Annotated in this window: 9 protein-coding genes; 5 read left to right on the top strand and 4 right to left on the bottom strand. The window is 33.9% G+C overall.

Features of this window, described 5'->3' with window-relative positions:
- Nucleotide 1: 1 nt before the first annotated feature.
- Nucleotides 2-2,167, top strand: a complete 2,166-nt coding sequence (locus O6P34_RS08095; protein WP_269684008.1) for a tetratricopeptide repeat-containing hybrid sensor histidine kinase/response regulator — start codon at nucleotides 2-4, stop codon at nucleotides 2,165-2,167.
- Nucleotides 2,168-2,176: 9 nt separating this feature from the next.
- On the opposite strand, the gene O6P34_RS08090 is transcribed toward O6P34_RS08095, so the two are convergent.
- The 4 genes from O6P34_RS08090 to lpxK form a co-directional block, all read right to left on the bottom strand.
- Nucleotides 2,177-2,989, bottom strand: coding sequence for a purine-nucleoside phosphorylase (locus tag O6P34_RS08090; RefSeq protein ID WP_269684007.1), 813 nt, complete (start codon nucleotides 2,987-2,989; stop codon nucleotides 2,177-2,179).
- A gap of 336 nt (nucleotides 2,990-3,325) precedes the next feature.
- The gene (locus O6P34_RS08085; protein WP_269684006.1) at nucleotides 3,326-4,681 is read right to left on the bottom strand and encodes a RagB/SusD family nutrient uptake outer membrane protein; all 1,356 of its coding nucleotides are present in this window, start codon (nucleotides 4,679-4,681) and stop codon (nucleotides 3,326-3,328) included.
- Between the two features lie 11 nt (nucleotides 4,682-4,692).
- Complete coding sequence (locus O6P34_RS08080) at nucleotides 4,693-7,713, bottom strand: SusC/RagA family TonB-linked outer membrane protein (RefSeq protein WP_269684005.1); 3,021 nt, start codon at nucleotides 7,711-7,713, stop codon at nucleotides 4,693-4,695.
- A gap of 372 nt (nucleotides 7,714-8,085) precedes the next feature.
- A complete protein-coding gene (gene lpxK, locus O6P34_RS08075; RefSeq protein ID WP_269684004.1) occupies nucleotides 8,086-9,117 on the bottom strand; it encodes a tetraacyldisaccharide 4'-kinase in 1,032 nt (343 codons plus the stop codon).
- 149 nt (nucleotides 9,118-9,266) lie between these two features.
- Here lpxK and O6P34_RS08070 point away from each other — a divergent pair, with 149 nt between their 5' ends.
- The 4 genes from O6P34_RS08070 to rluF all read left to right on the top strand — a co-directional run bounded on the left by O6P34_RS08070 (nucleotide 9,267) and on the right by rluF (nucleotide 12,946).
- A complete protein-coding gene (locus O6P34_RS08070; RefSeq protein ID WP_269684003.1) occupies nucleotides 9,267-10,361 on the top strand; it encodes a Nif3-like dinuclear metal center hexameric protein in 1,095 nt (364 codons plus the stop codon).
- Nucleotides 10,362-10,364: 3 nt separating this feature from the next.
- The gene (locus O6P34_RS08065; RefSeq protein WP_269684002.1) at nucleotides 10,365-11,144 is read left to right on the top strand and encodes a zinc ribbon domain-containing protein; all 780 of its coding nucleotides are present in this window, start codon (nucleotides 10,365-10,367) and stop codon (nucleotides 11,142-11,144) included.
- 39 nt (nucleotides 11,145-11,183) lie between these two features.
- Nucleotides 11,184-12,032, top strand: a complete 849-nt coding sequence (locus O6P34_RS08060; protein WP_269684001.1) for an alpha/beta fold hydrolase — start codon at nucleotides 11,184-11,186, stop codon at nucleotides 12,030-12,032.
- 101 nt (nucleotides 12,033-12,133) lie between these two features.
- Entirely contained in the window at nucleotides 12,134-12,946 is an 813-nt protein-coding gene (gene rluF, locus O6P34_RS08055; RefSeq protein ID WP_269684000.1) for a 23S rRNA pseudouridine(2604) synthase RluF, read from the top strand.
- Nucleotides 12,947-12,964: the final 18 nt, after the last annotated feature.

Below are 12,964 nucleotides of genomic sequence, written 5' to 3'. Positions count from 1 at the left end.
AATGAAATACTTCTTCGTTTTTATTCTTTTTTTTAGCACATTTTTGTATGCACAAACTACAAAAAAAACAGATAGCATCTCCTATTATTCAAATTTAGCAGATTACAATATTCAAATAAACAAACCAGAAAAAGCGATTGTTTACATACAGAAAGCAATAGTTTTTTGTGAAAACAATAATGATTTGGAAGAACAAACCAATCAAACTTTCAAACTGGGAAAAATTTATTTCAATGAAAACCAATATGAAAAAGCCGCAAAAGCCTTTCATAAAAGCCTGTTCCTTTATAAAAAACTGCCTCCATATTATACTATAGCAACGGTTTACTACTACCTTGGATTGACCAATATTGAAAAAGAAAAATACAACCTCGCCTCTATTTATTTTAACAAATCAGAAGCGATATTCGACAGTTTAAAAGTCAAGGATACATCGGAAACATTGATTTTAAATAAAGGAATTGCATACAAACTCAAAAAAGAGTACAATCTGGCGGCTTCAACTTTCAAAAAAATAATAGAAAAAGAAGAAACAAAAAGTAATATAACAGCTAAAACAGAAGCTTTTTACCAATTAGGAACAATTCAAAACGAACTAAAAAGAAGTGATTCAGCGATTTATTATTTAGAAAATGCATTAAAAAAGAATGCTGTAAACAATGATTTAGAACAAAAATCTAAAATAATGTTAGCGTTCAGCAAAAGCTACAAAGAAAAAGATGATTTTGACAGAGCGTATTCCTACTTAGACGAATATTACCAATTGAAAGACCGAATTTCTAAAATGAATACGGCAAAATTAAGTCTGGAGGATTTTGCAAAATTCAAAAAAAATGAGCTTTTAAATGCTACACTCGAAAAACAAAAAAAAGACAATGAACAGCAAAAAACATATAAATATTCTAAACTAATCAGTATTCTGGCTATATCTTTAATTACCATTTTATCGTTATTGAGTTTATCACTGTACAAAAACAACATCATCCGTAATGAGTCTAATTTATTATTGAAAGAAAAAAATAATGAATTAATTATAGCCAAAAACAATGCGGAAAGAGCCTCAAAAGCCCGATCAGAATTCTTATCAACTGTAAGTCATGAACTGCGCACTCCCTTGAATGCCATAAACGGAATTACACATTTATTGATGGAAGAAAACCCCAAAGAATCTCAAATAGATTACCTGACATCACTACAATTTTCAGGAAATTATTTAACCAAATTTATCAATGAGATTCTTGAAATTAATAAGATTGATTCCAATAAAATTGAATTGGAGAACATTTCTTTTAACCTTAAAGAATTATTAAAAAACATTCAGAACTCATTAAAAGAATTAGCATTCATCAACAACAATAATTTTAAACTGGAAATTGATGATAAAATCCCGGACTACATCAAAGGAGATCCGACAAAATTGTCACAGGTTTTCATCAATTTGATTAACAATGCGCTAAAATTTACAAAAAATGGAACCGTAACAATATTCGCAAAATTAGATGCGATTGAAGACCAAAAAGCAAGTATCTTTTTTGAAATTGTTGATACTGGAATTGGTATACCGGAAGACAAATTACAAACTGTTTTTGATAGTTTTTCTCAAGGTTCTATCGAAGTTAACCGAAAATATGGCGGAACAGGTTTAGGATTAACAATTGTAAAAAAATTAATTAAAATTCTGGGAGGCAAAATAAAACTGGAAAGTACTGTTGGAAAAGGATCTTCATTTTCATTCAAATTACAATTCAAAACAGACACAAACCCAATCGTTTTGGAAGATAAATCGGAAAAATACAACCCTACAATATTGAAAAACAAACAAATTCTTTTGATTGAAGACAACAAAATCAATCAAATGATCACCAAAAAAATGCTGGAGAAAAAAGGTGTTTTTTGTGAAATAATTGACAATGGAGAAGATGCCATAGAAGCTGCAAGAAAAAATCAATACGATTTAATTCTTATGGATGTACATTTACCGGGTATAAACGGAACGGTAGCCACAAAATTCATACGAGAATTTGACTCCAGTACCCCGATTATAGCACTTACAGCCATTTCATTGAATGAAAACAGGGAAATGTTATTGTCTTTTGGAATGAATGATGTCATAACCAAACCTATTGTTCCAGATGAATTTTACAGCGTAATTGCACAATATATTTAGGACTGGACTCTAATAATGTAAAATCAATTCCCGTATTAACTGTCTAACATCAGGTTCTGCTTTATTTGCGGCTTCTAACACTTCATCATGAGAGATAGTGGTTATACTTTCTTCATCACCCATATCTGTAATTACAGAAATCCCAAACGTTTCTAATCCCATGTGACGGGCTACAATTACTTCGGGAACGGTAGACATGCCTACACAATCAGCACCCAATATTTTCACCATTCGGTACTCGGCTAAAGTTTCAAAAGTTGGTCCTTGCAATCCTAAATAAATCCCATCGTGAATTTCTATATTTAAATCCAGTGCAATTTCTTTTACTTTGGCAATCATCTTTTTAGAATATGGCTCACTCATATTGACAAAACGAGGCCCAAAACGTTCGTCATTTTTCCCTCGTAACGGATGCTCTGGCGCCATATTTATGTGATCTTTGATTAGCACAATGGATCCTACTTTGTATTCTGGATTAACACCGCCGGAAGCATTGGAAACAATCAATTGAGTAATTCCGAGATATTTCATGACACGAACCGGAAAAGTAACTTCTTTCATCGAATATCCTTCATAAAAATGAAAGCGACCTTGCATCGCAACGACTCGCTTATCGCCAATTGTTCCGAAAACCAAAGCTCCTTTATGCCCTTGAACGGTTGATACAGGAAAATTCGGGATGGTATCGTAAGGTAACGTATATTCGATTTGCAAATCATCGGTAAAACTACCTAAGCCGGAACCAAGTATTACTCCATATTCCGGAATAAAATTGGTTTTATTCTTAATATAACTAACGGTTTTTTGAACTTGATCCCACATAATTTACACAGTATTACTTTAATAGTAAAAACAAACTGATTACAAATAATAATACAAAAAAGGGATTACTGAAATAGAAAAGCACTGTTTTTCAAAACCATACCTTTCTGAGGAATCGTAACCTTACCGATTCTGATTTCTTATTTTCAATTAAAAAACAGAGTTGTCTTCAAGTCTCTAATTTAATCTTTTAATTTGGAATAATTAATCTTTACCGGAAAATCTAAAGAAACTTTATCTTATCGTTTTATGCTTTTTGCTTTTAAAAAATTTCAAAATAAAAAAGGAGCTATGTATTGCTTCATAGCTCCTTTTGTTTAATATATTAAGTATTAATTAATATCCGTCGTTTTGAACTAAGTTTGGATTTGCATCCATCTCTCTTAACGGAATTGGCATAATTAAACTATTAGCGTCAAATGCGTTATCACCTACTGAATTACCCAATCGTTTGGCATCAAATAAAGCAAATCCTTCGAAAGATAATTCTCTTTTTCTTTCCATTAAAATAGTAGTTAAATTAACAGATTCAAATGAACCCGCTCCGGAACGCGCACGTAAGATATTGATATCATTTAAAGGTGAATTTCCAACCAACGTTTCTGATCTGTAATTAGATTCTGCACGGATCAAATACATTTCGGCTAAACGCAAGAATGGAATATTTCCAAATTGGTTTTGCCATTTTGTAGTACACCAGTAATCGGCTTCATAAAAGAAATGTGCTCTCTCATCATCTGCATCATCATATATATCCCAATGTTGTGTTTCAACATCAACATCTGGATTTCCGGAACGTCCTCCAAAATCAGAACCTGCCCAAAATACATTGAAATAATTAGCGCTGGCATCCTGACTGGTAACTTGCCAAGCAAATAAATCTTCTGTTGAATTTTCTTCATTATTAAATGCCTCAGCAAAGGTAGCAGTTAAACTTGCTCCACTGGAATTAATCACTTCATTAGCCATATCACGTGCTTTTACATAATCTCCTTTTTGCAAATAAACGCGGGCAAGAAGCGCCGCAGCTGCATATTTTGTAGCATAAATATCATTTGATTCCGGTAACATGGTGTAAGCATCCGTTAAATCAGAAATAACCAAAGCATATACCTCGTCCAAAGTATTTCTGGTAGGATACGTAATTTTAGTAGGATCTAAAACGGCATCCAATACAATAGGAACAGCAAGTTGACTATTTGCACTTCCAGAAATATAAGGCTTAGCAAACAATCGGGCTAAATCAAAATATACTAACCCTCTAAGAAATTTTGCTTCTCCTTCAGCAATTGTTTTCTGATCAGCATCCGTAATTACATTCAAATTTTCAAGTACAATATTCGTTTGATTGTTGATATTGTAAGCATTCATCCAAATATCTCTAACGAAAGAATTATCAGCCAACATGGCTTTCTCATCATACTCCGCAGGTTGAACAAAAGTTCCATTCCAATACAAATCGCCATCGTTAGCAATCAATTCAGAAGCTAATGCAATTCCTCCTCCATAACTGGAACTGGATCGGGCATCGCCATAAGCGTTGATTAAAATCTTCCGAATATTCGCAGCATCCTTAATCACAATATCCGTTGATAAAGCTTGCTCTGGAATAATGTCTAAGTTATCATCACAACTCACAAATGAAAATGTAAGTAATGATATTAAAAATAGTATATAGTTATAATTTTTCATAAATAATTTATTTATAGGTCAATATTTAATCCGATAGTAAATGTTTTAGCCGGAGGTGCTGAGTAAAATGAAATACCTTTCTGAATATTGGAGTTACCATTATTATCATAAGAGGATTCTGGATCGTAACCGCTATAATTAGTAAAAGTAAGAAGATTTACTCCTGTCAAATACAAACGGAGTCTGTCTACAGAAATTTTTTGAGTCAATTTTTTTGAAAAAGTATATCCTAAAGATAAGTTTCTCAAACGAACAAAATCAGAACTTTCTAAATAACGGGTTGAAGCTTGTTGTCCGTTAGTACGATACATTCTGGCTTGAGGAACCATAGTGATATCCCCTGGTTTTTGCCATCTATCTAATTGATCTATAGTCTGGTTATCTTCATATCTGGCATTACCTGATTGAAATTTTCCACCTTCATTATACATGGAAGCGCCCCATTCGCCTTGGAATGTAAAAGATAAATCAAACTCTTTGTAAGTTATTGTATTAGTAAGTCCACCCATCAAAGTAGGATAAGGACTTCCGGTAATAATACGTTGCGCCTCACTATAATTTTTGGTAGTTGTTTTGTCTAAAGTTCCGTCAGACTTTGTGGTATTAAGGTAAAATAAAGCATCTCCATTATCTGGATTAACACCTGCATACTCTACTAAGTAAAAAGAGGAAATCGTTTCTCCTTCTCTAACAATGTTACGTTCAGCAACAATATCGCCACCAGGCAAATTGACTACTTTATTATCTAAAGTAGAAAGGTTCAAAGATGTTTTCCAACTAAAATCATCTGTTTTGATATTGGTAGAATTTAATACAAATTCAAAACCTTTATTAGTCATAGATCCAACGTTACGAGTAAGAGAACTCCATCCTGAAGTACCAGGAAGTGGTTCGTTCAATAAAAGATCGTTTGTTTTTTTAACATAATAATCAACTTCTCCACTAATTCTGTTATTAAAAAGGGCAAAATCTAAACCAACATCAGTTTGATTTGTTTTTTCCCATTTTAAATCTTGATTAGCCAATTGAAGTGGTGTGATAGCGGAGTTTTTGTTATAAGATGAACCTCTAAAAAGACCTAAACTCGCAAAATTACCAATACCAGCGTTTCCGGTTACACCAAAACTTCCTCTTAATTTCAATACATTAATGGTTTCATTATCTTTCAAGAAATCTTCTTCAGAAACAATCCAACCTACAGAAGCTGCAGGGAAAAGTCCATATCGTTTTGAAGCTCCAAATCGAGAAGAACCATCATAACGCAAACTCGCTTTTAACAGGTACTTATCTTTGATAGAGAAAGTGGTTCTACCAAAATAAGAAAGAAAATTATATTTTGTTCTGCTGGAAGATCCTGCTGTAATTTCAGAAGCACTTTCCACAGTTTGCAAATCATCAGAAGGGAAACCGGTTCCCGCAACATACTGTCTTTTTCTGGCGCTTTCTTCAAAATTCATTCCTCCGACAAACTCTAAATCATACGCTTCATTAAACGTTTTATTATAAGTAAAATAATTACTGATACTGTATTTATCAGACTGAATAGCATTAGCATCAGCATACCCGTTAGTCGAAGCCGATTCGGTTAAACTTCCTGCAAAATACTCTTCGGTTTGGTTGTTGTTATCATACCCCAATTCTGTTTTAAAACTTAATTCAGGTAAAATTTTATATTCTAAATAAGAATTCATCAACGTTCTGAAAATATTTACATTCCAGCTTCCATTATATTCTTGCGTTAAGAAATTATAATAAAGAGTGGTATCATTATTAGGAATAATACCATCATCTAAATAGGCAGGTGACAAAGGCGATTGTGCAACAGCCTGCAATGGTGTTGCAAAAGAATTATCTGTTCCAATTCTGGATACTTGAGTTTTACTTAAACTGGTATTCAATCCAACTCTGAATCGGTCTGAAACTTTATGATCTAAATTCCCTCTGTAAGAATAACGATCCATATTGTTTCCTCTTACAATTCCTTGCGTATTATTATATCCTCCTGAAACGAAGAATAGTGTTTTTTCATCACCACCAGATACGGAGAAGGTATGGTCTTGAACCGAACCTTTTACCAAGGCTAAATCTTGCCAATCTGTATCTACTGCTCCATTTCTCCAATCTTTTCCATTTGCCAAACCATCAAAAAACCCTCCTGGTTCAGTTAACCATAAATCATCTGCTCCCCATGTATTAGCGGATGCTTCTGTAAAAAGCTCTACATATTGTGCAGCATTCAACCATTTTAGTTTATGAGTTGCCTGACTCCATCCGCCAGATGTGTTTAAAGATATTTTTGTTTTTCCTGATTTCCCTTGTTTAGTAGTAATCAAAACAACTCCATTCGTTCCACGAGCACCATAAATAGCGGCAGACGAAGCATCTTTTAATATTTGTATTGATTCAATATCATTAGGATTCAATGAAATCAACGGGTTAATTGGTGCTGAAGTCGTACTTTCATCATCATTAATTAAAGGCATTCCGTCAATTACATATAAAGGTTCTTGTGAAGACGAAATACTCGAAATACCTCTAATTCTCATTTTTACTCCACCTTCAACTTTACCATTTATTTGTGTAATTTGAACACCGGCAGCTTTACCGGTAAGCGCACCTTGTAAATTGGCAACTGGAATTTGATTGATTTGATCGGCTGATATTGTAGCCATATTATCAGTCACTTTTCGTTTGGATTGTTTACCAAAACCAATTACAACAACTTCTTTCAACTCTGCTGAGTCTTCTTTTAAAGTCACATTAATAGTAGTTTTTCCTGCAACATTTATCTCCTGAGATTTAAGTCCCAAGTAACTAAATATTAAAACTGCATTTGGGCCAACGTTTTCGATAGTGAATTTACCATCCATATCAGTTTGCGCTGCTTTTGTTGTTCCTTTAATTAAAACACTTGCACCTGGAAGTGGACCGCTAGAATCCGATACTTTCCCCGACACATCTTGCGAATAGGTCAAACTGGTACATAGCATTGTTAAAAACACCATAAAGCCTTTTAGTAGACTATTTTTCATACGTAATAAATAAGTTGGTTAATATTATTCGTTAATTAGTTAAAATCTTAACAAATCTAACCAAAAAATTTAAAAACCATGAATAAATTGCAAAAAAATGACCATAAAGGAGTAATTTTATTTCGAATATGTTAATTATTTGTTAATGAAAAACATTTTTTTTAAGAAAAATAGGCTTAATTTATAGTAGATTTGGAATTCTTATTGAAAAACACAAATCAAAAGTCTAAAAACGGAAAGAGGCACAAAATAAAGAAAAAAACAAGGTTAAAACATTGATTATTAATTAGTTTTATGCAATGCGGTTTTTATTAAATGTTAAAAAAACAAAATCAGCTCACCGCTATTAACAAACAATTAACAATCAGTATTTTAAAATTTAAAACTACTTTTTGAAACATAATGTAAAAGTGTTCTGTCAAAATTTGCGCCACCAGTAACAAACCTGCTTCTTATTGGTAAATAATACAATTGTTCTGAAAGTACAGAATCTTGTAATCGAACATAATCTTTTTCAGTGGTAACAATGATGCGGTTTTTTGCCTTATTTTTTATATCGGAAAGATCTTTATCTGTAAAATGATGGTGATCCGGAAAAGTCAAAAAATCCTGCTGAGCAGCATCCGATTTTAAATAATCGAAAAAAGGTTTAGGTTTCGCAATCCCTGCTAAGAGAATGGGATTAATTCCTTTTAATTCTGCAACCGACAGCTTTTTATTTACGGAATAAACAAAATCATCATATATTATAGAGGTAAAGAATAATTCCTGATTAGACGCCAATTTCAGTTTTTCCCTAATGCTGTTTTGTGCATCCGGAGAAAGATCCGAAGGACATTTAGTAACCACAACCACAGCTGCTCTTTTTGCTCCGCTTCTACTCTCTCGCAAATTTCCTGTGGGCAACATAAAATCATCCGAATATAAATCACCGAAGGAAGTTAGTAAAATATAGAAACCCGCTTTCACTTTCCGGTGCTGAAAAGCATCGTCTAGCAAAATAACTTCCGGTGTATTAGATTGAGAAAGTAATTGTTCAATTCCGTTTTTTCTATTGGCATCAACAGCAACTTGAATAGTTGGAAATTTTTGAAAAAACTGAAACGGTTCATCACCAAGAATAGCTGCATTTGTGGTACCATCCGCCAAAATAAACCCTTCTGATTGTCTTTTGTATCCGCGACTCAATGTGGCCACTTTATATTGATGCGAAAGCAACCGAATCAAATACTCAATCTGAGGCGTTTTTCCGGTTCCGCCAACGCTAAGGTTTCCAACAGCAATAATAGGTATATCAAAAGAATAGGATTTAAGAATACCTTGGTCATAAAGAAAATTTCGAATACTCGTTATCAGGCCATATAAAATGGCAAACGGAAACAGCAATTTTCGCAGTAAATTCATTTTACGAAGATAAAATTTTAGCTACGATTTACACGAATTAGCACCGATTAATTTATAGTAAAATAATTAATCTATATCTTTGAATATAATTTAAAAATTCAATTTTTACTTTTTACTTCGTGAAAATTGGTACAATCCGTGGCTAATCTATGAAAATCAAAGAAATAATTTCCGTACTCGAAGAAATGGCGCCACTCGCCTATGCCGAAGATTTTGATAACGTAGGATTATTGGTAGGCGATCAAGAAACCGAGGCAACTGGCGTTTTAGTTTGCCATGATGCTATAGAAAACGTCATAGAAGAAGCAATTACAAAAAAATGCAATTTGGTAGTTTGTTTTCACCCCATATTATTTTCCGGATTGAAAAAAATTACAGGAAAAAACTATGTGGAACGCGCAGTGATTAAAGCCATCAAAAATGACATTGCCATTTATGCAGTTCACACCGCATTAGACAACCATCAGGAAGGGGTAAATAAAATATTTTGTAAAGCTTTAGGATTAATAAATACTAAAGTCTTGATTCCGAAGCAAAATTTCATTCGAAAATTAGTGACTTACACTATTCCTGAAAATGCCGAAGAAGTTCGAAACGCATTATTTGATGCCGGAGCCGGAACAATTGGAAATTATGAAAATTGCAGTTTCAACTCCAAAGGAATCGGAACCTACATGGGCAACGAACACAGTAATCCTCAAATTGGAGAACGATTTGAATTTGTACAGGGCGATGAAATCAAAATCGAAGTCACTTTCGAGAAACATTTGGAAAACAAAATCCTAAAAGCGCTGTTTAAAAGTCATGCCTACGAAGAAGTGGCGTATGAAATTTACGAATTGCAAAACCAACATCAAAACATTGGTTTAGGAATGATTGGAGAATTAGAAACTCCTATGGAAGCAGAAGCGTTTCTGCATTTTGCAAAAGAAAAAATGCAATGCGGTGGGATTCGACATTCTGACTTTACAGGAAAAAAAATAAAAAAAGTAGCCGTTCTTGGCGGAGCAGGAAGTTTTGCCATAAAAAATGCGATTCAAGCCGGAGCAGATGCTTTTTTGACCGCCGATTTGAAATATCATCAATATTATGAAGCCGAAAATCAATTGCTTTTGGCCGATATTGGACATTTTGAAAGCGAACGCTATACAAAAAATTATATTGTTGACTTTCTTCGGAAAAAAATCCTTAATTTTGCAATCATTTTATCAGAAGAAAATACAAATCCAGTTAAGTACTTATAGAATATGGCGAATACGAAAGAATTAAGTGTTGAGGACAAGTTAAGAGCAATTTACGATTTACAACTTATTGACTCTAGAATTGACGAAATCAGAAACGTAAGAGGGGAACTTCCTCTTGAAGTAGAAGATCTAGAAGATGAAGTTGCTGGCTTGAGCACCCGTTCAGAAAAGTTGAAAAGTGATCTCGAAGTAATCGAAGACCTGATCAAGGTAAAGAAAAATGCAATTGATGAGCACAAAGAGGCAATCAAAAAATACACCAAACAACAAGAAAGCGTTCGTAACAATAGAGAATTTAACTCATTGACCAAAGAAGTTGAATTTCAGGAATTGGAAATCCAATTGTCTGAAAAACAAATCAAGGAAATGAAAGCTTCTATCGAACACAAGAAAGAAGTGATTGCTAATTCTAAAGAAAAATTAGAAGCAAAATCAAATCACTTGAAACATAAAAAATCAGAATTAGATGCTATCATGGCAGAAACTCAGAAAGAAGAATTATACTTGTCTGAAAAATCTGCAGAGTATGAAGCGCTAATCGAAGAAAGATTGTTAGCTGCTTACAAAAGAATCAGAAGCAGTGTTCGTAACGGATTAGCAGTTGTTTCTATCGAAAGAGGTGCATCGGCAGGTTCATTCTTTACGATTCCACCACAAACACAAGTAGAGATAGCTTCCAGAAAGAAAATCATCACTGATGAACATTCCGGAAGAATATTAGTCGACAGCTCACTCGCTGACGAAGAAAAAGAGAAAATGGAAAAGTTGTTTTCTAAATTTTAAGTACATTTAAGTCCCGATACACATCGGGACTTTTTTATTATGAAAAAAATACTCTTTTTTTTGTTCACCAAATCCATCGGAATTTACCTCAACATCCTGAGTTACCTATGGCCCGAAAAAGCATTGCAACTGGCATATGCCCTTTTTAGTGAACCAAGAGAAGGCCGGTTATTCAAAAATAAGCTGCCTGCCATTCTGAAAGAAGCACAAACAAATACCTTTCAACACAACAACCATTTTTTTCAAACCTACACTTGGAAAGGAAATGAAACTATTATTTTATTGGTGCATGGCTGGGAAAGCAATGCATCCCGCTGGGAAAATTTACTCCCCCATCTGAAAAAATCAGGAAGTACCATTATTGCCATTGACGGACCGGCACACGGATTGTCCAGCGGCAAAGAATTCAGTATTCCACAATATGCGGCATTCATTAATATAGCCGTCGAAAATTTCAAACCACAATACCTTATCGGACATTCCATTGGTGGAAAAACTTGTTTATACTACCAATCCGTGTATCAAAGCACGTTAATTCAAAAAATGGTGATTCTGGGATCTCCAAGTGACTTCAATATCATTCTCAACAACTATATTGCGATGTTAAGTTTGAATCAAAAAATAGCAATCCGATTAAAAAACTATTACTTAGAGCATCACAAACTGAATATTGATCATTTTACCGGAAAACTATTTGCCTCAAAAATCAATACCAAAGGATTAATCGCTCACGACATCGATGACACCGTAGTAGCATTTACCGAAGGAAAAAAAATTGCTTCTGCTTGGAAAAATGCAACTTTAATTGAAACCAAAGGATTGGGACACAGTATGCATGATGATGATTTGTATCAAAAAATCACTCATTTTTTATTTGAAATAGAATAACCCAAATAAGACATCCATAAAATGTTTTGGTGACCTTTCAATTTTTCAAATAAAAAAATAATCCCATAAACGATTAAACAATTTAGTACTACTTTTGCACTATGGAAGAAAATTTAAAACGCCTCAATAAATTCATCGGTGAAACCGGGTATTGCTCCCGTCGTGAAGCCGATAAAATCATTGAAGAAGGACGTGTAACCATCAATGGAGTCGTTCCGGAATTAGGAACTAAGGTGTCACCCGATGACGAAGTACGCATTGACGGCAAACTGATCCGCGAGAAAAATGAAAAACCGGTTTACCTTGCGTTCTACAAACCGGTAGGAATCGAATGTACGACGAACTTAGACGTTCGCAACAATATTGTAGATTACATCAATTATCCCAAACGTATTTTCCCGATTGGTCGATTGGACAAAGCCAGTGAAGGCTTGATTTTTATGACCAATGACGGCGACATCGTCAATAAAATATTACGCGCCCGAAACAATCACGAAAAAGAATATACGGTAACAGTAAATAAACCCATAACGGATCGTTTCATAGAAAGAATGGGAAATGGAGTTCCTATTTTAGACACGGTTACCCGAAAATGCAAAGTAGAACAAATCAGTAAATACACATTCAAAATTATCTTGACACAAGGTTTAAACCGTCAAATTCGTAGAATGTGTGAATATTTAGGCTCTGAAGTAACAGCCTTAAAACGCATTCGAATTATCAATATTTCACTTGATGTTCCCGTGGGTCGCTACCGTGATTTAACCGATGCTGAAATCAAAGAATTAAACGAATTGATTGAACCTTCAAGCAAAACCGAAGAAGCCAGTTTGCCCAAAACGGAAGCGCCAAAAAGAAGAACGGAATTCATCAAAAGAGACGATCCCAGATTTAAGAAAAGAGGCGATTATTAATCATAAAAAAATCCCATC

Origin of the sequence: Flavobacterium lacustre, assembly GCF_027474525.2 — a bacterium.
Taxonomy (GTDB): domain Bacteria; phylum Bacteroidota; class Bacteroidia; order Flavobacteriales; family Flavobacteriaceae; genus Flavobacterium; species Flavobacterium lacustre.
This window is presented reverse-complemented; position numbering and strand designations above follow the sequence as displayed.